The organism is Nonomuraea jiangxiensis (assembly GCF_900099965.1).
GTDB classification, from domain to species: domain Bacteria; phylum Actinomycetota; class Actinomycetes; order Streptosporangiales; family Streptosporangiaceae; genus Nonomuraea; species Nonomuraea jiangxiensis.
The window spans coordinates 89,923-114,583 of the sequence record NZ_FNDJ01000031.1; the positions used below are offsets into that span (position 1 = coordinate 89,923).

The 24,661-nt window shown below is 72.6% G+C and carries 20 protein-coding genes; 9 read left to right on the forward strand and 11 right to left on the reverse strand.

The window, feature by feature from the left end; translation table 11 throughout:
- Positions 1–10: 10 nt before the first annotated feature.
- Complete coding sequence (locus BLS95_RS44455) at positions 11–7,291, reverse strand: DUF6531 domain-containing protein (RefSeq protein WP_090945645.1); 7,281 nt, start codon at positions 7,289–7,291, stop codon at positions 11–13.
- Positions 7,292–7,308: 17 nt separating this feature from the next.
- The gene (locus BLS95_RS44460) at positions 7,309–10,200 is read right to left on the reverse strand and encodes a LamG-like jellyroll fold domain-containing protein (protein WP_090945646.1); all 2,892 of its coding nucleotides are present in this window, start codon (positions 10,198–10,200) and stop codon (positions 7,309–7,311) included.
- A gap of 203 nt (positions 10,201–10,403) precedes the next feature.
- Between BLS95_RS44460 and BLS95_RS44465 the strand changes: the two genes are divergently transcribed.
- Positions 10,404–11,276 (forward strand): hypothetical protein, encoded by an 873-nt coding sequence (locus tag BLS95_RS44465; protein ID WP_090945647.1) that lies wholly within the window; start codon positions 10,404–10,406, stop codon positions 11,274–11,276.
- Positions 11,277–11,359: 83 nt separating this feature from the next.
- On the opposite strand, the gene BLS95_RS44470 is transcribed toward BLS95_RS44465, so the two are convergent.
- Entirely contained in the window at positions 11,360–11,932 is a 573-nt protein-coding gene (locus BLS95_RS44470) for a calcium-binding protein (RefSeq protein WP_090945648.1), read from the reverse strand.
- 187 nt (positions 11,933–12,119) lie between these two features.
- Entirely contained in the window at positions 12,120–13,031 is a 912-nt protein-coding gene (locus tag BLS95_RS44475) for a TIGR03620 family F420-dependent LLM class oxidoreductase (RefSeq protein WP_090945649.1), read from the reverse strand.
- Positions 13,032–13,136: 105 nt separating this feature from the next.
- Between BLS95_RS44475 and BLS95_RS44480 the strand changes: the two genes are divergently transcribed.
- Both BLS95_RS44480 and BLS95_RS56315 read left to right on the forward strand, forming a co-directional pair.
- A complete protein-coding gene (locus BLS95_RS44480; protein ID WP_090945650.1) occupies positions 13,137–13,730 on the forward strand; it encodes a TetR/AcrR family transcriptional regulator in 594 nt (197 codons plus the stop codon).
- Positions 13,731–14,168: 438 nt separating this feature from the next.
- On the forward strand, positions 14,169–14,363 hold the full coding sequence (locus BLS95_RS56315) for a hypothetical protein (protein ID WP_090945651.1): 195 nt from the start codon (positions 14,169–14,171) through the stop codon (positions 14,361–14,363).
- Between the two features lie 92 nt (positions 14,364–14,455).
- Here BLS95_RS56315 and BLS95_RS56320 read toward each other — a convergent pair whose 3' ends face one another.
- From BLS95_RS56320 to BLS95_RS44500, 4 genes are all read right to left on the reverse strand, one after another.
- A complete protein-coding gene (locus BLS95_RS56320) occupies positions 14,456–14,803 on the reverse strand; it encodes a hypothetical protein (RefSeq protein ID WP_176993716.1) in 348 nt (115 codons plus the stop codon).
- Between the two features lie 218 nt (positions 14,804–15,021).
- Positions 15,022–15,852 (reverse strand): hypothetical protein, encoded by an 831-nt coding sequence (locus tag BLS95_RS44495; RefSeq protein WP_090945653.1) that lies wholly within the window; start codon positions 15,850–15,852, stop codon positions 15,022–15,024.
- A 183-nt stretch (positions 15,853–16,035) separates the two neighbouring features.
- On the reverse strand, positions 16,036–16,380 hold the full coding sequence (locus BLS95_RS54935) for a hypothetical protein (RefSeq protein ID WP_143044147.1): 345 nt from the start codon (positions 16,378–16,380) through the stop codon (positions 16,036–16,038).
- 32 nt (positions 16,381–16,412) lie between these two features.
- Positions 16,413–17,654: a sodium:proton exchanger gene (locus BLS95_RS44500; protein ID WP_218136282.1), complete on the reverse strand. Its 1,242-nt coding sequence runs from the start codon at positions 17,652–17,654 to the stop codon at positions 16,413–16,415.
- 288 nt (positions 17,655–17,942) lie between these two features.
- On the opposite strand from BLS95_RS44500, the gene BLS95_RS44505 reads away from it, so the two are divergent.
- From BLS95_RS44505 to BLS95_RS44515, 3 genes are all read left to right on the forward strand, one after another.
- Positions 17,943–18,317 carry an ArsR/SmtB family transcription factor gene (locus BLS95_RS44505; RefSeq protein ID WP_090945655.1) on the forward strand — a complete coding sequence of 125 codons (375 nt, stop codon included), beginning with the start codon at positions 17,943–17,945 and terminating at the stop codon, positions 18,315–18,317.
- A gap of 109 nt (positions 18,318–18,426) precedes the next feature.
- Positions 18,427–19,212: a COG4280 domain-containing protein gene (locus BLS95_RS44510; protein ID WP_090945656.1), complete on the forward strand. Its 786-nt coding sequence runs from the start codon at positions 18,427–18,429 to the stop codon at positions 19,210–19,212.
- On the forward strand, positions 19,209–19,421 hold the full coding sequence (locus BLS95_RS44515; RefSeq protein WP_090945657.1) for a hypothetical protein: 213 nt from the start codon (positions 19,209–19,211) through the stop codon (positions 19,419–19,421). Before BLS95_RS44510 ends, BLS95_RS44515 begins: the two co-directional genes overlap by 4 nt.
- 24 nt (positions 19,422–19,445) lie before the next feature.
- Here the strand turns inward: BLS95_RS44515 and BLS95_RS44520 are convergent, their stop codons facing one another.
- Positions 19,446–19,997, reverse strand: a complete 552-nt coding sequence (locus BLS95_RS44520) for a Chromate resistance protein ChrB (protein WP_245765669.1) — start codon at positions 19,995–19,997, stop codon at positions 19,446–19,448.
- 92 nt (positions 19,998–20,089) lie between these two features.
- Positions 20,090–20,662 carry a dihydrofolate reductase family protein gene (locus BLS95_RS44525; RefSeq protein ID WP_090945658.1) on the reverse strand — a complete coding sequence of 191 codons (573 nt, stop codon included), beginning with the start codon at positions 20,660–20,662 and terminating at the stop codon, positions 20,090–20,092.
- Positions 20,663–20,730: 68 nt separating this feature from the next.
- On the opposite strand from BLS95_RS44525, the gene BLS95_RS44530 reads away from it, so the two are divergent.
- Complete coding sequence (locus BLS95_RS44530) at positions 20,731–21,306, forward strand: TetR/AcrR family transcriptional regulator (protein WP_090945659.1); 576 nt, start codon at positions 20,731–20,733, stop codon at positions 21,304–21,306.
- Here BLS95_RS44530 and BLS95_RS44535 read toward each other — a convergent pair.
- Positions 21,289–22,692: a serine hydrolase domain-containing protein gene (locus BLS95_RS44535; protein ID WP_090945660.1), complete on the reverse strand. Its 1,404-nt coding sequence runs from the start codon at positions 22,690–22,692 to the stop codon at positions 21,289–21,291. The two genes, BLS95_RS44530 and BLS95_RS44535, sit on opposite strands and share 18 nt — an antisense overlap.
- A 105-nt stretch (positions 22,693–22,797) precedes the next feature.
- Here BLS95_RS44535 and BLS95_RS44540 point away from each other — a divergent pair, with 105 nt between their 5' ends.
- Together BLS95_RS44540 and BLS95_RS44545 are read left to right on the forward strand one after the other, a co-directional pair.
- Positions 22,798–23,619: a TetR/AcrR family transcriptional regulator gene (locus tag BLS95_RS44540; protein ID WP_090945661.1), complete on the forward strand. Its 822-nt coding sequence runs from the start codon at positions 22,798–22,800 to the stop codon at positions 23,617–23,619.
- A gap of 83 nt (positions 23,620–23,702) precedes the next feature.
- On the forward strand, positions 23,703–24,656 hold the full coding sequence (locus tag BLS95_RS44545; RefSeq protein WP_218136283.1) for a carbon-nitrogen hydrolase family protein: 954 nt from the start codon (positions 23,703–23,705) through the stop codon (positions 24,654–24,656).
- Positions 24,657–24,661 lie beyond the last annotated feature (5 nt).

Consider the following 24,661-nt stretch of genomic DNA (forward strand, 5'->3'; position numbering starts at 1 on the left):
GACGTTCCTCCTACCCGTTTTCCCAGCCGACGGGCGACGGGGTGCCTCGCTGGATGCCGGGACCTGACCGCCGCACCAGCGTGCGGCCGGCGTACTCCACTTCCTCGCGGATGAGGGAGGTGGGCGAGCTGCTCCGGAAGGATCTTCCGAGGTAGGTCTGAGGGCGGGGACCGGCGGACTCCCCTTCGGCAGGGTTCTGCTCGCCCTCGGAGGAGGTCTCCTCCCCCGAGGCCTCGCCCTCTGACAGTTCGGCCTCGCCGCTCTCTTCGAGCAGCCCACCGCCCTCGCTGCTGGAGGCGGTGAACCGGCTGAGCTCGATCGCCGTGTCGACGGCGGGGACGGCGGCGCCCGCCGTCGAGCCGAAGTACAAGGTGAGCCCGCCGACGACGGCGATCCCGCCGGCCACGATGACCCCGAAGACCACCGGGCCCCAGGACGACGACGGATCCAGGCCCAGCGGGTCACCACGCAGCAGCGGGTCGCCCAGCGCGTAGGCGTACCGGTTGGTCGCCACTCCCGAGACGGGCCGCCCGAGCAGGAAGTCCTGGCCGGTGAAGCCGCCGGTCGCGGGCGCGTACGCGCGGGCCCGCATGTTGAGCAGCTCCGGCGCGTCGGTCATCACCCCGAACCGCCCGGCGTACCCGAACGGCTGGTCCAGCGGGTCACCGCCGGCGCGCCGGCCGTGCAGGTCGTAGGCGTGCCGGGCGACGACCGCGCCGTTCCTCACCAGCGCCACCGTGCTGCCCTGACCGTCGAAGACGTACGTGGTGAACGTGCCGTCCGCGGCCTCCGAGCCGATCAGGCCCAGCCCGTGCACGTACCGGACGGGACTCGTGCCCTCGGAGATCAGCAGCCGGTCCGCCCCCGCCATGGCGTCCGGCCGCCTGGTGATCGCCCGGACGGGGTCGGCCTGCTCGCGCCAGGGGTCGACGTAGCCGACGGCGTCGTTGCGGTGGGTCACGCCGTCGATCCGCGTGCGCAGGCCGTCGGCGTCGTAGGCCGCCGTACGCCCCGCGAACGCGACCGGCGCGCCGAACACGTCGTAGGCGAGCGGCCCGGCCAGCCCGGGGACCGTCGTCATGTTGCCGTCGTCGTCGTAGGCCGCGGGCACCCCGTCGGCCCTGGCCAGGCGGCCCCGGTCGTAGGTGAGGTGCCGGGTGGCGGGATCGCGTTCGGGCACGGCGGTCAGGATCTCCCGCACGTCCACGACCTCGTCGCACGCGTTGTACGCGTAGTCCGCCCTGGTCAGCAGCGCGGGGCCGAGCCAGGTGGACAGCCGCCCGAGCCGGCCGTCGTCGTCGAGCTCCGTGCTCGTGCGCACCCCGCCGGGCGCGTCGATCTGGGCGGGTTCCCCGGTCGGGTGATAGCCGTACGTCGTGGTCCGGCCGGACCAGTCCGTGACCGTGGCCAGCCGCCCGAGGCCGTCGTAGTGGTAGGTGACCTGCGTGCCCGGGCTCTGCAGCGGGTAGTCGAGGGTGGCGACGCCGCCGAGCGCGGCGTAGGTGTAGCCGACGGCGCGGCCGTCCACCGTGCGCTTGGTCAGCCTCCCGAGTTTGTCGAACTCGCGGGTGATCTGCGCCGTGCCGCCCACTTCCGTGCTCGTGCGGTTGCCGTCGAGGTCGAGTACGTGCCGGACGGGCGGCCCGTCCGGCGGGGCGAGGTCGGTCAGCCGGCCGGCCCGGTCGTAGCCGTGGGTCACGACCTGGCCGCGGCCGTTGCGGTAGGTGGCGATCGCGCCGCCGGGGGCGTACCCGTAGGTCTCGGTGCGGCCGGCCGGGCCGGTGCAGGTCACCAGGCGGCCCTCCCCGTCGTAGGCGAGCACGGGCCCGCCCGCGCCGTCGGTGTCGATCGCGACGGTGATCCGCCCGTCCGCGTAGCCGTACGTCGAGGTCGTGGTGGAGCGCAGGCCGTCCGCCCCCGACGTGGTCACCGTCGTGGTGCGGCCCAGCGCGTCGTAGCCGATCCTGACGGTCCTGGCCTCGGCGTCCTGGCCGCGGCGCAGTTCGACCAGGCGGCCGGCGCAGTCGAGCAGGCGCACCTCGGCGCCGCCGCCGGGCCGCGTGACGGTCACCGCCAGGGCCGCGGCCCCCGGGTCCCGCACGGTGCTCGCGGGCGCGTACGCCCAGGTCGTGCGCTTGCCGCGTTCGTTGACACGTTCGACGACCCGGCCGAGCGGGTCCGTGGTGACGCTGCGCGTCCACGGCACGGCCTGGCCGGGGCCGGTGCGGGGCAGCACGGTGGTGACCTTCAGGCCGGTGCCCGCGCCGGGCAGCGCGACGTGCTCGTACCGGTACGTGGTCTCGCCCCCGGCCTCGTCCACCCGGGCGACCGTCCGGCCCAGCGCGTCGGTCACCACCTGCCGGCTCAGCGGCGTACGCCGGTCGGGCCCCGGCTCGGGCAGCGTGAGGGTGAGGGTGAACCGTGACCCGGCCGCCGTGGCGGCGAAGGCGCGGTCGCGGCGGGTGACGTGGCCGAGGGGCGAGGTCGTCGTCAGCACCCGGCCGAGCGCGTCGTACGAGGCCAGCTCCACGACCCCGGCCCCGAAGTCGAGCGAGCGACGCCGTTCCTCCCTGTCGTACCGCGGCGTGAGGGTGTCGCCGTTGGCGAGGGTGACCAGGTCCACCAGGCCCGACCTGCCGAGCTGGAACCGGGTGATGTCGTGCACGGCGTTCGTCAGCCGGGTCAGGCGGCCCTCGTCGTCGTACTCGTACTCGTATGCGAAGGCCTCCGGCTCGGGCTGGCCGGCGTACGTCACGCGCCGCCGCAGCCGCCGGCCCATCGCGTCGTTCTCGCGCCTCTCGACCCGGGCGACCGTGCCCGCGGGGTCCCTGCGGGTGATCGTCTCGGCCCATCCCCAGCGGTCGTAGCCGTACTCGGTGGAACCGGTCGGGTCGGTGACGGTCCGCAGCCGGTCGTGGTCGTCGTAGTCGTAGCGGGTGACGACGCCGCAGAAGTCGGTCACGGTCTCCACCAGGCCGTTCGGCGGGCCGGGCCGGTAGGTGACGTGGTAGACCTGCCCGAGCGGGTCGGTGATCGTGGCGAGCGACGGGCCGTCGTAGGCGTACCTCGTGGTGTTGCCCAGCCGGTCGGTGCGCTCCACGGGCCGGTTGCGCGCGTCGAACACGCCGCGCTCCACCCCGCCGAGCGGGTCGGTGACGGTGACGAGGTTGCCGGCGCCGTCGTAGTCGTAGGTCCACACGTCCTCGGCGGGCAGCGCCTGCGGCGGCCCCTCGGTGACCGCGCGGCGGCGCAGCCTGCCGTTGCCGTCGTGGGCGAACCTGGTCCGCCTGACCAGGTTCGGGCCGAGCCGGACGGTCTGCTCGACGGGCAGTTGGGTCGCCACGTCGAGGACGTGCGTGGTGACCTGGCCCTCGCGGTCGGTGATCGTGGTCGTCGTGGTGGTCCCCGAGGTGACGTACGCGAACGTGGTGCCCCAGTTCTCCCCGGCCGCCACCGCGCGGGCGTCGCGCTGGAAGGTGACCCGGCCGTCGGTGTAGGTGTTCTCGGCCAGCGTCGCGCCGGTGGCGTCGATCATCTCGGTCATCCTGGAGCGGCCGTCGTAGCGGAAACGCCGGGTGCCGTCGAGCGGGTCGGTGAAGGTGGTCAGATCGGCGCCGGCATAGTCGTACGACACGTTCGCGCCCGTGTCGGCCGTCACGTGGGCCACCCGTCCGTCGGGGTGGTAGTCGAGCCGCAGCCAGTGCCCGGACGGTTCGCTGACCCGGGTGAGCAGGCCGTCGGTGTACTCCAGCCGGGTCACGTTGCCCGCCGGGTCGGTGACCGACCGCAGCGCGCCGGCGCGGTCGAAGGAATAGACGGACTGGTCGCGGGTGGTCAGCGTGTACGTGAGGTCCGCGGCGACGTACAGCGTGGACCCGGTGGGCACGCCGCGCTCCGGCTGCCTGCCGGTCACGGACGCCGGCACGTCGTAGGTGACGACCGACAGGTCGCCCCAGATGACGGCCACGAGCTTGCCGTCGGAGCTCCGCCGGATCCGGGTGTTGTGGTTGTGGTTCCAGCGGGCGCCCATCGGGGTGCTCGGCAGCGGGTATTCGTCGTCGGGCAGGGCGCTGTCGCTGCGGTAGGTCACCTGGAAGGCCAGCGGCACCGGGCCGGGCACCAGGAGGTCGGTGTTGGCGTAGCCGTAGGAGCCGGTGGCGACGTTGACGGGGTCGCCGTGGTGGGGCGTGTCGGGCACCGCCGGCAGTTCCGGTTTGCCCGCCGTCACCTTGCAGGTCCTCTCCTCGCCGACGACCGGGCCCGATCCGTTCGCGGGCACCACGGCCCGCACGCCGACCTCGTACTCCGTGCCGCGCACGACCTCGGTGACGCTCGCCAGGAGGGTGTCCCCTGTGCCTCTCACATCTTGCCTGGTGTAGATCGAGCCCACCCGGATGGTGAACGTCGCGCCCGTGACCGGCTGGGCCATGCTCCAGTTCACCGTGAGGTCGCCCTCGTTGTTCGAGGTGGCGGTGAGTGAGCTGAGCCCGAGGCGGCCGACGCCGAAGGTGATGCCGGCCGGCTGGCTCCACGCCCCCGACTGCACGGTGCCGTCGGGCCGCCGCACCCGCGCCCGCACGCGGGCGGTGTACGTCGTGTTGATGGCCAGGCCGGAGTCGGCGAACTCGGTGCCGCGGGCCTCGGGGTCGTCGATCGGGCGGGTGTTCACGGTGCCGCCCGGTCCGGTGAGCGTGACGGTGAACCCGAGCAGCGTGCCCGGACCCGCCTGCGCCGCGTCGAAATCCCAGGTCACGCCGATCTTCCGCTCGGGTGAGAGCGTGTCGGTGAGCGGTTGGAGCACGGGTCCCGGGACCGGCGCGAGCGTGGTCGTGGCGGTGGTGAAGGGCGACAGCGCCGCGCCCTGGACCGACCGGACCCGGACCGTGACGCCGCGCCGCGCGGTCGCGGCATCGAGCGCGAGCTGCTTCCGGCCGGCCGTGCCGTCCAGCCACTCGCGGTAGGTGGGTTCGTCGTCCCCGGCCACGGTCATCTCGAGGTAGCAGTGCTCTGCGCCGGTGGCCGTCCAGCCGGCGTCGAGCCGGCCGCTGTCCTCGTCGTAGGCGAGGGTGAGCCCGGTGGGCGCGGCGACCGCGGGCGCGGCGCTCCAGGCGCCCACGTTGCCGGGTGTGGTGGCCCGTACGGACACGCCGATCGCGCCGGGCGCGCCGAGTTGGCCGCTGACGTCGGCGCTCAGCCCCGTCGCGTCCGTCACCGCCCCCGGCGTGCCGTCGACCGTGACCCGCACCTGGTAGAGGACGGTGAGGCCCGGGTTGACGGCCGGCCATCGCGCGGTGAGCACGGCCCGTGGCGAGCGTGTGGCAGGCACCGTGCATTCCAGGACGGGCACCGGCGTGGCGAGCTGCTGGACCGTGAGCGAGGCCGTCTCCACCGCTCCCAGGAACCCCGGTGTGAGCGCCCGGATCGCACAGGTCACGTTCGTGCCGTCGGGGAAGCCGGCCGCCGGCGCGGCGACGCTCACGCCGCCCGTGACCGAGCGCTGGGCGTTGAATACCGTGCCGGCCTTGCTGAGCCGCACGTACGCCTCCGGCTGCTCGGCCGCCCAGGACACCTCGATCGTGTGCGTCTCCACCAGGTGGCGCAGCACGGGCGTGAGCGGCACCGGCGTGACCGGCACGTTCTCCGGCCCCACCACGCCGTCCTCCACGGCGGCCACCAGGACCTTGTACGCCTTGGCGTCGCCGAGCAGGGAGGTCACGTCGTAGCGCGGTTCGAGCGAGGTGCGGCCGACGACCTCCGTGCCGCCCTGCAGCAGCCGTACCTCGTAGACCGCGCCCGCCGGCACCGGCTGCCACGTGGCGGCCAGCGTGTCGGCCCCGGGCGTGTACGTCCAGGCCAGTACGGGCACGGCCACGTCGTGCGGGGCGACGGCCACGGCGGCCCACGGGCCGATCGTGCCGCCGCCGAAGGCCCGGACGCGGACGTCGTAGACGGTCCCTGCGGTGAGCGGGTAGTCGGTCCGGGCGAGGTCGAGGTGGTCGGCCCCGGCCGCCAGCGTCGCGGCGTGGCGGGCTCCTCCGCCGCGCGGCGTCACCACCAGCCGTAGCCCGTCGGCCCCCGCCGGAGGACTCCACGAGCACGTCAGGGTGCCGTCGGCGAGCCGGTAGCGGGCGGCGAGCGCGGTGGGCGCGGGCGCGGCGTAGCGGGGCTGGGCCGGTCCCAGCGAGCCGAGCGCGAAGGTGCGCACGTCCAGCCGGGTGGTGGTGTCCTGGTCCAGCCTGCCGGTCAGGTCGTAGGTCAGGGCCCGCACGTCCGCCACGGACACGGGCGTTTCGGCGTCGCCCTCGTACAGCTCCAGTGTGAAGGACGCGCGCTGCGCCAGGTCGGCCCAGCGCGCGGCGAGCTGTCCGGCGGCGGCGTCCCAGGTGAGCCGGACGTCGGGGATCTGCGGCTCGAACGCCTTGATCTCCACGGGGTTGCTCCACGCCCCCGTCCCGGCGTCCGAGTACGCGGCCACCGTCACCCCGACGGGGGCCGGCACCGGGTTGGCGGTCGTCGTGTACGAAAGGTCCGTCGTGTCGCCGGGCTCGTCCCAGGATCCGTCGGTCGCCCCCAGCCTCACGTGGTAACCGGCCGGCGCGCCGGCCACGGCCGCCCAGGTCGCGGTGAGCCGCCCGCTCCGGAACCGCAGCGGCGACGTGGTGATCGCGGCCGACGGGTTCCCCGGCGGCGGCACGTCCAGCGGCCAGTGCACCACCAGCCCGTCCGTGCCGGGAACGGCCCGCCGGAACTGCCCCGTCCGCACCGCGTCCGCCGTCAGCGCCCTGTCCCATACCTGGACCTCACTGACCCGCCCGGCCAGCCCGCCGCCCACGGCGAAGTCGCCGCCCGCCATGGGCCGCCGGGCCGTGGCCAGCCCGGCTGGAGAGCGGAACACCAGGTTCTCGTCGAGGTACACGCAGACCGCGAAGTGCCCGGCCGGGCCCGCCACCTCGTACGTGACCGCCACTCGGTGCCAGGCGCCGTCGTTGACCACCACTCCGGTCGGCCCGGTGGTCACCGAGCCCAGGCGGACCTCCACATTGCCGGCATTGCGCACGGTGAGCGGGCCGACCCCGGCCCGCTCAGGCGAGGTGTAGGAGAAGAGGGTCTCCGTGCCGGTGGCGCTCGTCGTCGAGAGCCACATCGCGAACGTGCCCGCCGCCGGCTGGAAACCGGACAGGCAGGTGGCCTGCAGCGAGTCGGCGGCCCGCAGTTCGCAGACGGGCTGCGGGTCGCCGGCGGAGCTCTCGTAACGCAGCGTGGGCACGGGTTGCCCCAGCGGCATGCTCATGGGATCTCCCGGTGGGGTCAGGAAGCAGGAGTCGTCGTGATCGACGTGACGTTGCCGAACGGGTCGTACTCGTAGGCGGTGCGCGTGTGCTCGTCGCTCACCTGCCGGATCCGGCCGAGCCCGTCACGGGTGACGACCTGGTGGCGCGCGTACGGCCCGGCGGCGGGCGGGCTCCATGGGCCCTGGCTCACGCCGTTCCGCCCGCGTACCTGGGCCTCGTAGGTGACGCCCGGGGCGAGCGCCATGTGCGTGGTGGGGCCGGCGGGCGCGTCGACCGGGTCGCCGGGCACACCGTCCGCGATGACCTCGACGGAGTACCGGGCCGCGCCGGTGAGGGGTTGCCACGCGACGGTGATGCCGGTGCCGTCGCAGGCCACGAGCAGGCCCTGTGGCACGGCCGCGATGACCGGCACGGCGGCCGTCCACGGGCCGGCGGCGATGCCCGCGGTCGCGCGCAGGCGTACTTCCGCGTGCTCGGTGGCCGTGATCGTCTTCCTGAGCTCCAGCGGGCCGGTCGTGCCGCTCGCCGTCGCGGCCGGTTTCCCGTCCACCACCAGCTCGGCGGTGACGCCCGACGTGGCGGTGAAGGCGACTTTCACCGTCGTCCCGTCGTACTCGACCGCGGTGACCTCCGGCACGGCGGAGACGAGCGGTACGGCCGCCGACCACGGTCCCGCGACGAACGCGCCGACGGCCCGCACCCGGGTCCGGTAACGGACGGCCGGGTCGAGGGTGACGGGAACGTCCGTGGAGATGGTCCTGGATTGCGCGGTGGCCACCGGCCGGTTGTCCGCGTCGAGGACCTCGACGGCGTACGCGCCGCCCGCCGGCGGTGAGGCGACCGCCCGCCACTCCAGGTGCAGCGTGCCCGCGTCGTAGGCGAGCTGCGTGGGCACCGGCGCGTCGGCGATGACCTGACCGTACGGCGGGCCTGGGGAGACGTACGTGACGGTGCCGGTCGGCGTCATGGTGTTGTGGGCGGGCGACAGGTCGGAGCCGTCCCGCAGGCCGAAGTCCCAGTAGCCTGCCAGGCCGGGTTCGTCGCCTTTGAGCGGCGACAGGTCGGCGGCCGGGCGGGCGCTCCGCCACAGCGCCACCGCGCCGACGGACCCGCTGAAGGCGCGGTACGGCTCCTGGGCCTGGTCGACGCCGCCGATGGTCAGCCGCAGCCCGTTGTCGACGTTGAGCGGGGTACGCCCCGAGCCGTTGGCGGTGACGGGAACGTTCCGACCGTCGATGTGGATCTCCAGCAGGCCGGAGCGGCGGATGCCGGCCAGGTGGTGCCAGTAGCCGTCGTTGACGGTGACGTCGGACAGCGCCGCCGGGGCCGTGTCGGCCACCCAGAAACTCATGCCGTCGTCCGTGGCGAACGAGACCATGCCGTCCGGCTTGACCGTGAGCAGGAATCCGCCCTTGCCGGGACCGCCTTCGGTGCCCTTACGCCCGACGACCGTGCCCGAACCGCCGGCGGGCGCGCGGATCCACGCCTCGACGGTGAAGTCGCCTGTCCCGATCGTGTACGCCGGATGCGCGGGCGCCGACAGGAAGGCGCCCCCAGTCAACGACAGCGTGTGGTCTCCCCTCGCGCCCGGAGTCTGGAACGTGACATTTCCGGTGATGGCGGCGGCGTTCGCGACGGCCGACAGGTCGTGCCCGCTCTGGTACGAGAACGGCCAGTAGCCCGCCAGCCCCGGCTCGTCCGCCCGCGGCTCGGCGCCCATGTCCGCCGCCACCTGCGCCACCGTCCGCGCGACGCGCCACAGCTTGACCTCGTCCACCGCCCCGGTGAAGGGGCGGTACCGCTCCTGCGCCTGATCGACCGTGCCGATCGTGAGCCGCCGGACGGAGGTGATCGGCAGCGGCCCCGCCCCCGGCCCGCCCATCGCGCCGGCCACCTCCCGCCCGTCGAGGCAGACGACCAGGACGGCCTGCCGGCGCACGGCGGCGACGTGGTGCCAGCGCGTGTCGTTGACGGCCGTCGGCACCGTGACGACCTCACGGAACGTCGTGCCGTCGTCCGTGGCGAACTTGATCGTCCCGTCGGGCCTGACGACGAGCAGGTATCCGCCCTGTTGCGGCCCGCCCTCCGTGCCCTTGTAGCCCACGACCGTTCCCGAGCCCCCCGGGACCGCCGTGCGGACCCACGCCTCGATCGTGAAGTCGTTCGCCTGCATCACGTACGCGTTGTTGGGCGGTGCGGCGAGGTGGCCGCCCGCGTTGAGCACCGCCGCGAAGTCGCCCTTGGTAACGGGTGCGCCGGGACTGGTGAACGTCACGCCGCCGCCGACGGCCGCCATCGGGTTGTTCTGCCGGGAACGGTCCGAGCCGTCACCGAGATCGAAGCCCCAGTAGCCGAGCGGCTCCGCGCCCTCCGGCACCGTCCGCATGTCGGCGGCCACCTGCTGCGCCGTCCGCGCCCCCGCCCAGAAGGCGACCGCGCCGACCGTACCGGTGAGGAAGCGGTAGCGCTCCTGCGTCTGGTCGACGCAGCCGACCGTGAGGCGCCGCCCGTTGGACACGTTCAACGGCGACGTGCCGGTCCCTCGCGTCACCACCTGCTGCCGCACGCCGTCGACGTAGATCTCCAGCGCGCCGGCCCGCCGGACCGCCGCCAGGTGATGCCAGTAACCGTCACCGGCCACCGTCCGCGTGGCCGTCACAGCCTCCCAGAAGCCGGTGCCGTTGTCGGTGGCGAACTTGACGAACCCCTCCGGCTGGATCACCACCAGGAACCCGCCCTGGCCGGCTCCCCCCTCGGTTCCCTTGCGCCCGATCACCGTCCCCGTCCCGCCCGGCGCCGCGGTACGGACCCACGCGGCGACGGTGAAGTCGCCGGTTCCGACCTCGTAAGCGCGGTGAGGGTTCGCCGCCATGAAGGCGGTGCCTGGGAGCGACGCGGCGTACGTCATCGGAACCACACCCCTCTGGGAACAGCGGCGCCCGCTCGGCAACCCCCGAGGCGCCCCCTGGCCAAGCTCCCTCTCCCCGGGGCGACTGTCAATAAGGGCAGCACGTTCTGTCACACATCGGTCTCGATCCGGTGAGGGGAGGGGCGCGGCCGACCGGAACCGGCGGTTCCCAGCGCGCGGTGGCCGCTGTCACCCTTGATCCTGTGACCTCCTTCGGCAACCGCTCCACGCCACTGGCGCGCCGCGTGACGGCCGCCGCGCTCGTCGGGCTCGCGCTCCCACTGCTCACCTGGGTGATCGCCCAGGCGGGCCTGGCGTTCGTCCCCTACACCACTTCAGGCTATGGCTGGGGCCGTTTCGGTGAGGGGATGGTCCTCTTCGCTGGAACCGTGCTGTTCCTGCTGATGGCGTCCTGGCCGGCGCTGTGGATGCTGCGGGTGCGGCCCGCCTGGCACGTCGCACTCCCGGCCCCGATCGCGGCCGTCATCCTCTGGCTGCTCCTCGACGGGGTGATCTCACGGCTCATCCCGAACGTCCTGGCCGTCATCTGCGTCATCACGACGCTCGCCTACGGGCTGACCGCGCTGCTCACCACGCCGGGACAGCCCTGGTGGTGGTGGCAGCAGGTGCCGCTGATGGCCGTCGGCGGTCCTCCGCCCACGGCGCCGGCACCGGCGGCCGCCCCGCGCCCGCGTCTCTCCGAGCTCGGCATCCCCCTCATCGCTCCTCACCTGCCCGGCTACACGATCGACCACCTCGCCACCCGTTCCGGCGGGCTGCGCTACGTGCTTCGCCCGTCGGCACCCGACCCCGCCGCCGATCCGGCCGAACGCGACGCCTCCGCCATCGCCGCGATCGTCAGATCCCGGGTGGAGCCGCCCGGTGAGGACTCGGAGTACGAACGGACCGGCCCTCGAACCTGGCGGCGGGCCACGGACACGGGCACCGTCTACGTGATCGACCGGGACGACGCCACGATCACCCTGAGGGCCGGCCCGCGTGTCCCGGCCGAGGACGTACTCCAGGCCACCACCACGCTCGCGCCTCGCCCACCCACCCATTTCCCGGCACCATGACGCGGTCATGGCGCCGGGTGGTCAGCGACAGCGCTGCCGGCTGGATGCCCCTCGGCGGCACTCCGCCGAGGGGCACCTCAGGGCTACGGGCAGGACGTGACGATCTCGGCCTCGCACTTGTCGGTGCCGTCACCGCCGTTGGCGCTGTCCTGGCCGGCGTCGCCGAGCAGAACGTCGTCCCCCGCGATCCCGGCGAGCCGGTCATCGCCGTTCCCGCCGCTCACCTGGTCCGTGTCGAGCCCGCCGATGAACCGGTCGTCGCCGTCGCCGAGGCTCACCCGCGACGGCAGCGTGGTCCGGTTGCGCACGACGTCGTCACCGGGCCGCGTGATGGCCGCGATGTGGGTGACGCCCTCGGCCTCGCAGACCACCTCGTTCTTGGTGACCGACGCGCACGCGGCGCCGGCAATCAGCAGGTCGCCGTTGTTCCTGACGACCAGCTGGCCGTTCACCTGACTGATCAGGACGTCGTCCGGAACGTCGTTCGTGGTGATCTCCAGCAGGCTGCCCGTCACCCTCACGTTGCCCGCGGCGTGCGCCGGCCCCGCCAGGACGGCCAGCGAGGCGGCCAGTGCCACGCCCGCCGTCGCCGCGCGCCCCCCGTGCCGGCGCAGCGAGGTGAACGTCGATCGCCGCTCGGTTCCCCGTGTACTCATCTCTTCCCCTCTGTCGGTGACCGGCCGCCGGAGAATCGGCGGCCGAGGACGAGTACAACCCGGGAGAGCAGCCGCCGCGGTGACGGAACGGACACACGTTCTGTGGCTTTTTCCCTGGCCTCAAAGCCAGGCGTCTGAAAGTGCCGATCAAGCCGCCACGAAACCTCGGCGCCGGCGGGTGGTGGGTTCACGCGGGTCCTGGCTGGGCCGGGAGGAGGTAGGGCGCGAGGCGTTCGAGCTGGTCCACGGTCGCGGTCAGGTCGCCCGCCAGGGGATGCAGCAGTACGTGGTCGGCGCCCGCGTCCAGGTGGTCGCGTAGCCGGCGGGCCACCGCGTCCTCCTCGCCCCAGGCCAGCGTGGCGTCGATGAGCCGGTCACTGCGGTCGTCGGCCAGGTCGGCGTCGCCGTACCCGAGCCTGCGGTAGTTGGCGGTGTAGGGGGTCTCCACGTTGCGCTGCCCGATCCTCAGGATCGCGCGCATCCGCCCCCTGGCCGTGCCGGGGTCGGTGTCGAGGACCAGCGCCTGGTGCGGGATCACCAGCGGGCCGGGGCCGAGCGTCTTGCGGGCGATCCCGGTGTGCTCCACGGGCTGGAGGAAGGGGTGGACGCCGTCGGCCCGCCCGGCGGCGAGCTCGTGCGCCTTGGGGCCGAGCGCGGCCAGCACCCGCGGGTAGCGGATGTCCGGCAGCACGCGGGCGGCGGCCTCGTCCATGGCGTCGAGGTATTCCCGCAACCGGGTGATCGGGCGTTCGGAGGGCTGCCCGCCGAGGCCGAGCACCAGCCGCCCCGGGTGGGCCTCGGCCAGCGTGGCCGCGCCGGCGTGCATCGTCAGAGGCAGACGGCTGCGGACGTTGGCGATACCGGCGCCCGCCACCAGCCGCCGGGTCGCGCCCAGGACGACGGAGAGCTGGGCGAAGATCTCCCGCCCGCTCACCGGGGAGGTCGCCGGCGGCTCCCCCGTCCACAACGACCCGTACCCCAATCGCTCGATGCGGGCGAACTGCTCGCGCTGCACCGCCACCGGCGTCTTGAGCAGCGTCATCGGCGCGATCCACACGCCGAAGGCGCCCAGCCTGTCGCGCGTCTCTCCCAGGTCCATGGTCCTCACCTCTCGCCGGAGCTATTCGGAGGCATCCTCCGATTTATCGGATGCTAAGATACGGAGGCAGGCTCCGATTGGCAAGGACGGGTGAGGAGAGCGTTCATGGACGGCGAGGCGAGCGCACGGCCGCTGCGGGCCGACGCCCGGCGCAACCGCGCCCGGCTGCTCGCCGAGGCGCACGCCGTCTTCGACCAGGACGGCGTCACCGCCTCGCTGGAAGACGTCGCGGCCCGCGCCGGCGTCGGGATCGGTACGCTCTACCGGCACTTCCCGACCCGCGAGGCCCTGCTGGAGGCGGTGCTGCGCGAGCGGTTCGACGCGCTCACCGCCGAGGCCCGCGCCCTGCGGGACCGTGGCCGTCCCATCGACGCGCTCAGGGGGTGGACGCGGCGCCTCGCGGCGGCCGGCACCACCTACCGGGGCCTGACCGCCGCGCTGTCGGCCACGCTGCGGGACGAGACCTCCGCCCTGTACGCCTCGTGCGCGGCGATGCGCGAGGCCGGCGGGTCCCTGCTGGCCGACGCCCAGCGCGGCGGCGAGATCCGTGCCGACCTCGTCCCGGTCGAGCTGTTCAAGCTGATACTCGCCGTGGCCTGGGCGCACGACCAGACCGCACCGGCGGACCCCGATGACCTCGACCGCCTGCTCGACCTGCTCTTCGACGGCCTGTCCCGCGATCAGGCGTCTCCCCGCTGAGTCGATCACCCGCGGGGGATGGCGACCTGAGCGTGGCACCGCCGTTCATGAAGCCCTGGGCGTGATAGCCGGGCGTGGTGCCCTGCGTCCCGTCGCAGGACCACACCCGGATGGTGTCCTGGTTGGCGCTCGCCACCTTCACCGAACTGCAGTGGGTGACCGCCCGCGACCAGGACCGCGACTTCCCCTTCTGAGGCCATCGCGGTTGCCGTGGCCGTCGATCGGCGCGGGGCAGGGCGAGCGGCCGCTGGACGGGCGTCGCCGGCGCCGGTGCGGGCCGAAACCGGCGCGCAAACGTAGCAACCTGGCACTCGGCGACAAGGCCACCCAACGGCCGCCATGTGACCTTCGTGGTGCTGATCACAACACCACGAAGGGAATCCTGCCCTGCTGATCCGCGAAGTCCTGGCCACGGCGACCATCGCCGCGGCCGCTTCCATGACCGTGCTCACGCCGTCCGCGGCGCAGGCGTCGTCCGCATCGTCCCTGGCGTACGAGCTGTGGGGCGTCTACCACTCGAGGACCGCCTGCGAGACCGCGGGCGCCAACCTGACGCGCAGCGGCAGGGCCTCCTCCTGGTACTGCATTCCGCCCCATGCCCAGGTTCGTGGATGGAAGCTCTGGATCGGCTAGACCTGGTTCGCGCCTCGGCTCCGGCGAGCGTGGCCGGGCCGCATGACACGACACCGGACGGCCCGGCATGCGCCCGCAGCGATGCCGGGCCGTCACTCGGTCCCGTTCGAGTCGCCGTCCTGCCGGCGGTCGCCGGGACGCCTGCCCGCTTCGTGGTCGCCCTTGCGGTGGGCGGCCCGCCGCCGGTCCTGGCGGGGGTGCGTTAACCGGTCCGTTCCCGGCCGGTGCACGAAGTCGTTGATCGAGCGAAGGTTGAGCTGCCTGCCGGTGTTCTGCCCGGCCTGGTTGGCGGTGGCCTCCTTGGGCGCGTGACCGTCGAACGCGATCTCCAGGCGCCAGCCGTCACGTTGCAGGATGACCACAGGGCCGGAGGATCGCGGGATGGTCTGCACGTCCCAGCCATGTCGGTGTGCCCGGTGGGCAAGTGCGTGCGGATTCACCGATTCGTACTCCTTGTGTCGAATGGGGGAATTTCAGCGGGAACTGGCCTGCGGGTTGTCACGGGACGGGTGCGGTAGGTAGGCGGTCGGTCGATCCCTTCTATCAAAAGGGACGGTCGGAAGTCCGGTTCGGGTTCCATCGCGAGCTTTACGGCAGTCTCGTGGACGGGCGGCGCCGGACTGTTTCAGGGCTTGCTGCCCGGCAGGCGACGTCTCAGTCACGCGGCTCCGTGCGCCGCCGGGTCGCAGACGCAGCAGCGGTCGAAGCTGAACGGCCGCTGGCAGGACTCCTCCCAGAGGCCGGTGCCGTGCCCGTCCCTGGACGCCGGATTGATCAGCCGCGCGATCACGAGCGCCACCACCGCCTCCGCCCCCATCTCGATCAGGGCGGAGGCCGCGCTCTGTACGTGGGCGCCGGAGACGAACAGGTCGTCCACCAGCAGGACGCGCGCCGCACTCAGCCTGTCGGCGCGGGGAATCAGGAAGGCGTCCCGATGGGAGCGGCGACCGGCCAGCACCGGCGCGAACGCGGTGTCGGGCTCCAGTAGCAGCGGTCGCCACAGCCGGGCCAGCGCCGGCACCTTCTCGACGACCTGCCACATGAGGTGGAAGGCCGTGGCCGGGGTCTCGGGGTCGTTGCCGGGGACCGTGGCCACCAGCGTGAACGGCCCGCCCGCCAGCCCTTCCAGGCAGCGGGAGTGCCGATCGTAGAAGTGAGCCACCGTCGCGGCCAGGAAGTCCGCCCGCCGACGCCGCCCGCCGGCACCGACGGGGTCCCTCCTCCGGACGAGAACGTCGTGGAGTTGCGCGTTCGTGGTCGTCAGCGAGATCGGGATGACGTGCCGGGCGTGGCCGTACAGGTTCTTCGTGGTGCGCTCGCAGCTCCCGCAGATGCCCCGGGGCCCGCCTGTGTCGCCGGCGTTGTCGGGGCCGGAACGGCAGATCCGGCACACACCGGGTCGCGCCGGTGGAACCGGGCGGAACAGCGGCAGGAAGTCACGGGTGAACGCCTCGGCGTCACCCGTGATCCACCCTGTTCCAGAGGTCATGTCACGAGATTGACCGCCTGCTTCGACGGCCCGTCAGTGTCCTGAACGGCAGTCATGCCTCCCCGCCGGCCCGGCCAGGGTGCGGCCTGGTGGACGGCCGCGCCCCGAAGATCTCGGGCTTGGCAACGTATCGGGAAGGATGAAAACAACGGCATGAAAGCCGGGGCGCGCCTTCGGCGCTGGTCAACCGACTCGAAGATAGCGTCGGAGCGCTTGATTCGAGCGAGGCAGCGCGGCGCAATCCAGCCGATCCGCAGCGGCTGCAGAATCCGGGGTCAGACCATGCCGTTCTCGAAGCCGACCAATGGTTTCCGCCTGCATTATCTGCGATCTGGAGAAGGCCCGCCGGTAGTCCCGCCGTACGTGGTCGTGGCGGGTGATGAGCCAGGCGCGCCGCCCGCCGGGCAGAGCCACCTGGGTGGGCGGCCCGGCGGCCCGGAGGCGGGCGTAACCGGGCGGCGGGGCCATCGGATCGGTACGGCGCAGCGGGAACGCCGGCAGGCCGGAGTCGGGCCGGTGGTCGGTCATGGATTCTCCTCACAGGTCAGGTGCGTGGTCCTTCAAGGCCGCCGTTCAGGAGTCGCAGGAACGGACGCGCGTTCGGCGGCCGGGGTTGCGCGGAAGGGAGCCAGCAGGGTGGGCAGGAGGTGGCGGCGGTTGCGGATGAGCGCGGCGAGCGCGATCACCAGGTAGATCCCGCACAGCACGTAGCGGGCGGTCTGGCCGGGCAGGGCGAACTGGACGGCGAACAGGCCCAGCAGTGTCCAGGCGGCCCAGCGGGGGAATCGCAGGGCGAGCAGCGCCGCGACGCCGAGCAGCGTCTGGGTGGCGGTGAGCAGGAACTCCTCGACCTGGCGGGCGTCCAGTGCGAGGCCGCCGGCGCCCCCGCCGCCGAGCAGGTAGGCGATGGGCAGGCAGCCGACAAGCAGGGTCCACTGGTTGACCTTGCTGGAGATCAGGGTGCCGATCGCGTCGTCGCCCTTGCCCCGTACCGCGAAGAGGATGGCGACGATGAACTCCGGCGACTCGGACGCGAGGGGCGCGAGCCACTGCACCAGCAGGAACTCGTCCACGCCGAGCTGCCTGCCGGTGGCGATCAGGCCCTGCGCGAACGGTTCGGCGCTGGCGAGGATGACCACGGCGGCGAACAGGAACAGGGCGACCACCAGGGCGCGGCGCGACCGCCGGGGCAGGGCCCCGATGATGGCCGCCGGCCCGACCAGGTGCGGCTCGCCGGCCTCGGCGCGGGACATCTTCCACAGGTAGAACACGAAGAGCCCGAGCAGCGCGAACCCGAGCACCAGGCAGATCTGGCCGGTCACGGGGATGACGAACGCCACGACCGACGCGATCGCGAGAAACCCGAGCTCGACGCGGTATCCGGAGTCGAGCACCAGCTCGCGGACGGTCCGGCCGGTACGGCGCTTCGCGATCGCCAGGCCGAGCAGGACGACCACCGACCAGCCCAGGCCGAGCAGCAGCCGGTTGGAGCCGGTCATGTTCGCCGCGGCGTAGGCGACGTAGGCCGGGTCGGAGCCCGCGGTGTAGGCGAAGTACAGGTCGACCGCGTACTCCGGTAACACGGCGATGACCGCCAGGATGGCGATCGCGAGCCCGCCGGAGATGTCGACCTGCGCCGCCTCCGCGGCCCAGGCGAGCACGAACGAGGCGGCCACCACCGCCGCCCCGAACAACAGCAACGCGACCAGCGGCGACGGATGGATCCCGGCCAGCCGGACGGCCAGCGCGGGCACCGTGAAAACGGCGCACAGGGCCAGTGGCCCCAGCAACTTGGACTGCACGAGGCGAGTTCCCCTTCCCGGACGGCGGACAGCCGGACCGGGCATCCAGGGAAGCTCGGCCAGGCGTGACGGCTTGGCCGAAGGTCTCGTCCACCGACGTCACGGTGACGTGACCTCGGTCGCCACCGCCGGAGAACCCGAGGGCTCTCAGCATGTCGACGTGTGGTGTTGCGGGCTACTCCCCTCCGGAGCACCTTCAGCGTGCCATCGTTTCGATACTTGCGCAAGTAACGAAATGTCGAGCGAGGCTCGCGACCCGCCCGCCCTCAGCGGGACAATGGCCTGATCATGCAGTCCTCACCAGCGGCGGAGCCGCCACCACCAGCCGGACCGCCCCCTGCCGAACCGACCCCGGCGCAGCTGCGGTCGGCGGCGGAGACGTTCACGCTGCTGTCCAGCCCGGTTCGCCTGCACCTCGTGTGGCTGATCACGCACGGCTCCTACGACGTCGGCACCCTCGCGCATCACGTCGGGATGAGCATCGCCACCGTGTCGCAGCACCTGTCGAAGCTGCGGCTGGCCGGGGTGATCGCCGCCCACCGTGCGGGGCGGCGCCAGCTCTACACCGTCGACGACCCGCACGTCCTGGCCCTCATCCAGCAGATCTTCGACCACATCGCACCGGACGGATCACTCGCGCCCGACCCTCCGGCCACCCGCTGACGGGTCATGGCCCGTGCCACACCCCCAGGCCGTGGACATATCCGCCGATATATGCGCAAACTAACAGTTGTTACATCCACCGGCGAACGAACCGGAGGGAAGTGGGCCGATGAACGCGGCGGCGTGGGGCCTGGGCGCGGCGGTGCTGCCGGCCGCGATCGTCGAGGCGGTGGAGGCCCTGACGATCGTCCTGGCGATGGGCATGACGCGGAGCTGGCGTTCCGCGCTGCTGGGCGTGGCGGCGGCCCTCGTCACCCTGGCCGCGTTCACCGCCGCGGCCGGCTACGCACTGGCCACCTGGCTGCCCGAGGCCGCACTGCAGCTCGCCGTCGGCGGCCTGCTGCTGATCTTCGGCCTGCAGTGGCTGCGCAAGGCGATCCTGCGCTCGTCCGGGCGCAAGGCCGTGCACGACGAGGACCAGATCTTCGCCGCCGAGGTGGCGGCGGCCAGGCAGGCGGGCGCGCTCAAGCGGAGCGGCCTCGACTGGTTCTCCTTCATGGTCAGCTTCAAGGGCGTCTTCCTCGAAGGCGTCGAGGTGGTCTTCATCGTCATCACGTTCGGCCTGAGCGCGGGCAACCTGCCGGTGGCCATCGGCGCGGCCGTCCTCGGCGTGCTGCTCGTCCTGGTCGCCGGCATCGCCGTCAGAGGACCGCTGTCGAAGGTGCCGGAGAACACCCTCAAGTACGGCGTCGGCCTCCTGCTCGCCGGCTTCGGCACCTACTGGGCGATCGAAGGGCTCGGCATCTTCACCGAGAGCCGCCGGAGCCTGGACTGGCCGGGCGCCGACCTGGCCATTCTGGTCCTCGTCGCCGCCTGGTTCGGGCTGTCGCGGCTGCTGGTCCGCATGCTCAGACAGCCCACGCCGTCGCCGAGCGCTCCTGGAGGCCGGCCGTGAAGTTCGTCAGGGGATTCGGGCGGTTCTGGTACGACCTGATCATCGGCGACGACTGGAAGATCGCCGTGGCCGTCGTCGTCACGCTCGCGCTCGGCACGGGGGCGCTGCTGGCGTTCGGGGTGACGGCGCTGGTGCTCACGCCGCTGCTGGGGGCCGCCCTCATGGTGGCCTTCGCGATCGCCGTGGTGATCGACGTACGCGGGCGCTGACACCGTCCCCGGCCCACCGGCCCGTCAGGAGACCGCGCTGTCCTCCGCCTCGTAAACCGCGGCGGCGAAGTCCTCCAGCGTCTTCGCGCAGTCGTCGAGCGCCTTGACGACCTCCTTGCCCCGGGCCGCGCCGAGCACGTCACGCGCCTTCACCTTCGCGTACCAGCCCTTGAGCTTGGTGAGGTCCTCCTCGTTCTCCTCCAGCTCGCCGTAGGTGTAGTGCCGCGCCCGCACCTCCTTGGCGACGCCCTCGTGGAAGTCGGCGCACTTGTCGAGGATCTCTTCGTACTCGTCGTCCCGGGCGGCGTTGTAGAGGGCCACCAGGTCGCTCTCGCCGACCACCGACGAGGTGCTGGCCAGGAACGCCTGCCCGGACATCGACTCGACGATCTCGTTGCGCAGCGCCCGCAGCATCCGCTCGCTCTGCGGCGTGCGCGGCGCGGCCGCCACGGAGTTTTGCAGGTAGACGGCGCCGAGGTTTTTCAGCCTGCGCCAGACGGCGGCCCGCAACCTGGTCGGCTCGCTCGGCACGCGGTAGACCAGCATGAGCCAGGTGACCGGCTTGGGCTCCGCCACCGCGCCTCCTCCGCAGGTTCTCGACCATCCGATCGTATCCGCCTCCGCCTTCGGCGGCGGTCGCCCGGCCGGGCCGGGCTTCGGGGAGGGTGCTATGCCCGGGTGAGCCAGGTGACCTGGGCGCCGTTGCCGAACGACTCGCGCCGGGTGGGTGTGAACAGGGTGGGCCGGAACTCGCCGGAGAACATCGGGATGCCCGCGCCCGCCACCACGGGGTAACCCTTGAGGATGATCTCGTCGATCTCGGGGAGGAGGGCGGCGGCGAGTTTGCCGCCGCCGCAGAGGTAGATGTCCAGGCCGGTGTCCTCCGCCTTGAGCCGCCGGACGAGCTCGATCGCGTCGCCGGTCTCCACCGTCACCGTCGGGTCGTCGATCCGCAGTGTGCTGGACAGCACGTACTGGCGCAGGTGGGCGTAGGGGCTGGTGGTGGGGACGTCCAGGGCGGGCTCATAGGTGCCGCGGCCCATCACCAGCGTGTCGAAGGCCTTGTTGGGAACGCCGTCGAGGCCGACGAGCCTGCGGACATGGGTGGGGAGCGTCTCGGGATAGCGGGCGTTGATCCAGGCGGCCATGTCGTCGGACAGCGGGTAGAAGTCGAACTCGGCGTTGGGGCCCGCGATGTAGCCGTCGAGCGAGACGGCGATGTAGTACACGAGCTTTCGCATATCAACTCCGAATGAAGTACTATGAATGAAGTGGTTTGAAGGTAGTACTACACATGGAGTGGTGTCAAGTGCGGACGAATCCCGAGCGGCGGCAGGCGCTGATCGACGCGGCCATCGAGTTGCTGGCCAGGGAGGGCGCGCGCGGCCTGACCTTCCGGGCCGTGGATGCCGAGGCGGGCGTGCCCACGGGCACGGCCTCCAACTATTTCGCCAACCGCGACGACCTGTTCACCCAGGTCGGCGGGCGCATCTACGAGCGGCTGCTGCCCGACGAGGCTACGATCGCGCGCACCCGGGAGGGCGTGCAGGACCAGGCCCGCTATGCCGAGCTCATGCACGAGGTGGTCGATCGGGTCTCCGCCTTCAACTCCGGCTACCTGGCCCTGCTGGAGCTCCGCCTGGAGTCCACCCGGCGCCCCGAACTGCGCGCCGTGCTGACCAAGCGCATCCGCGAGGACATCGACGCCAACATCGGCCACCACGCCGCCTCCGGCCTGCCCGGCGACTCGACCTCGGTGGTGCTCCTCTACCTCGCGCTCAACTGGCTCATCCTGGAGCGGCTGACGCTGCCCGACATCTTCACCGAGCAGGAGATCCACGACCTGGTGGACACCGCCGTACGGAGATCACTGGCCGAGGGCTGAGCGCGGGGCGATCTTCGGGCTGGCACGCATGCTGACCAGCACGTACGGTGTGCCGCCGGGCAGCGTCGCGAAGATCACCGGCCAGAACTCCTCCCCGAACGGGATGCCCGAGGCGGCGAACACCGTGCCGGCCGCCGCCCGCGACACCGGCACCAGGTCGGCCTCCAGCGGCGGTGACAGGTGTCTCATGCCGTCGACGAACTCGTAACGCATGTGCCCAGCGCCGTCCGCGTCCTGGCTGATGGTGATGGCCACCCCCTCCCGCCGGTACGTCCCCGCCAGCGGCGCCAGGTCCACCTCGGGCGGGGACGGCGGCGGGGCGAAGGGCGGCGGCATGCGAACCCCGGCCAGTTCGTCCAGCAGCTCCCGGAACAGGTCGGCGTACAGGCGGGAGACCGCGCCGCCGTTGGCCAGCAGGGCGACGGCCACGCCCGCGTGCGGGATCACGCGCAGGTAGGAGTGCTGGGAGACGGCGCTGCCGTCGTGGCCGAAGCCGAAGACCCCGTTCCAGTCGTGCAGGGTCCAGCCCAGGCCCCAGCCATCGGCCCAGAACGTCCACTTGTCCAGGCTGTCCGCCTGGCGGCGCCGCATGGCCGCGACGGCGTCGGCGGGCAGCACGCGGGCGCCGTCAGGAGCGAGCCCGCCGTCCAGGTGCATCTTGGCGAAGCGGACGACGTCCCCCGCCGAGACGATGACCCTGCCGTACGGGCCCGCCGAGCGCGGCATCACGTCCCAGACCGGGGCCGGTTCGGGGTCCCGCTCGTTCAGGTGGCCCATGGCCGTGCGGAACCGCAGTGCTTCCTCCGGCAACGTCATCGAGTGCCGCAGCCCGAGCGGCTCGAACAGCCGCTCCTTCAGCGCCTGGTCCCAGGTCAGGCCGGTCAGCACCTCCACGATGCGGCCCAGCACCACGTAGCCGGAGCTGCCGTAGGACAGCGCCGTGCCTGGCGGGCAGTCCAGCGGCACGTTCCGCAGGGCCTGGACGTAGGTGGCCAGGCAGTCGTCTCCACGTCCGGAGTCGTAGGTGAAGTCACAGGTCATGCCGCCGGTGTGGGACAGCAGCTGCCGGATGGTGATGGCCCTGGTCGCGTCCGGGTCCGGGGTGGCGAACTCGGGCAGCACGCTCAGCACGGGCGCGTCCAGGTCCAGCTCGCCCGAGCCCACCAGTTGCATCACCAGCGTGGCGGTGTAGACCTTGGCCAACGAGCCGGCCAGGAACAGCGAGTCGGTCGTGGCCGTCACACCCGTGCCACGGTGCAGCACGCCGCTCGCCAGCTCGTGAACCGTGCCGCCGGTCAGCACCGCCAGGGCCGCTCCCGGCACGTGGTGCGCGGTGCGCAGCTCGTCGAACCGGGCCTGCCAGCGGCCGGCATCGAAAGATGTCATGGAGACCTCCGTACAGTGTGCGCTGTCCGCACACTGTACGGAGCGCCGCACGCTGTTCGCAAGGCGTACGCTGTGCGGAGGCGAGATGCGAGACGAGGAGGGCGCATGCCCGGCGACAACGAACCGTTCCCCTCGGTGTGGGCCCGTCCACGGCCCCGGCGGCGGGAGCAGCCGGCGCTGAGCCGCGAGCAGATCGTGGCCGCGGCGCTCGAACTGCTGGACACCGAGGGCATCGACGCCCTGAGCATGCGCAGGCTCGGCACCCGGCTCAACGCCGGCGCCACCTCCATGTACACGCACGTGGCCGGCAAGGAGGAACTGCTCGAACTGGTCGTGGACGAGGTCTACGGCGAGGTCGAGCCGCCGGTCGCGGGCGCGGGCTGGCGGGTGGCCGTCACCCGGTGCGCGCACGGCATGCGCTCGGCGTTCCTGCGCCATCCCTGGATCGGGTCCGTGCAGGGCGAAGCCGGGGTGGCCTACCTGGGGCCGAACGTGTTGCGGCTGTCGGAGGCCGTGCTCGCCGTGTTCGAGGAGGGCGGCTTCTCCCTGGAAGCGGCCGACCAGGCGCTGAACGTGGTCATGGCCTACGTCATCGGCAGGTCGACCAGCGAGGCCGCGTGGCTGACCAAGCTGGCCCGCGGCGGCCAGGACGAGCAGGAATGGGCCGCCCGCCTGTGGCCCGCCGCCGAGCAGGCCGTGCGGGACTACCCGCGGCTCCGCAGGCTGTACGCGGCACAGCGCGGCCAGAACCTGCGCGGTGCCCGTGACCAGGAGTTCGACGACGGGCTCGCATGCGTCCTCGACGGCCTCGCGACACGCCTGAAGCCGAAGCCCGAGCCGAAGTCTGAGCCCGCGCCTGGGCCGAAGTCCGAGCCTGCGGGGCGGGTCGAGGAGGGCGGGGGTCTCGGCTCGGAGAGGGCGGGCTAGGGTCGAGCATGTCCGGTGACGCCTCGGACAAACCGGGCGTCTCCGGCTGTCTCGTCGGTCCCACTCAGAGAGGAGCCGCGGCCGTGACGGACCCGGACGCCGTGACAGCAGCCGTACCCGACCCCGCGGCCACGGCGGAAACCCGGCGGGTCGCCGTCGTGCAGGCCGCGCCCCGTCTGTTCGACCTGCCCGAGACCCTGCGCCGCTTCCGCGACCTCCTCGGCCGGGCAGCGGCGCGCGGGGCGCAGCTCGTGGTCTTTCCCGAGGCGTTCGTCGGCGGCTATCCCAAGGGCGCCACCTTCGGCGCGACCGTGGGCCGCCGCGACGACGAGGGACGGGCGCTGTTCGCCCGCTACCGCAGGTCCGCCGTCGTGATCCCCGGCGAGGCGTTCGAGGAGATCACCGCCGCGGTGGCCGCCCACCGGGTGCACGTGGTGGTCGGGGTGATCGAGCGTGACGGCGGCACCTTGTACTGCACGGCTCTGCTGCTCGCCCCCGACGGCACGCCGCTGGCCAAGCACCGCAAGCTGGTCCCCACCGGGACCGAGCGGGTGATCTGGGGACGCGGCGACGCCGGGGACGTCGTCGTCGCCGACAGCGACGTCGGCCGCGTCGGCATGGCGATCTGCTGGGAGAGCTACATGCCGCTCTACCGCACCGCCCTCTACCAGCGGAACGTGCAGATCTACTGCGCTCCCACGGTGGACGAGCGCGACGTGTGGACGTCGAGCATGCGCCACATCGCCGTCGAGGGCCGCTGCTTCGTGCTGTCGGCCAACCAGTACGCCACCCGCGCCGACTACCCGCCCGGCTTCTTCCCGCCCGGCTTCTTCACCTCCGACGACGACCACGACGTCATCCGGGGAGGCAGCTGCATCGTGGACCCCTTCGGCAACCTGCTGGCGGGACCGTCGTTCGGCGGCCCCGACCTGCTCGTCGCCGACCTGGACCTCGGTCTGCTCGACGGCGCGTATCTCGACCTCGACGTCGTGGGCCACTACGCGCGGCCGGACCTCTTCTCCTTCCCCACCGGGTAGAGCGG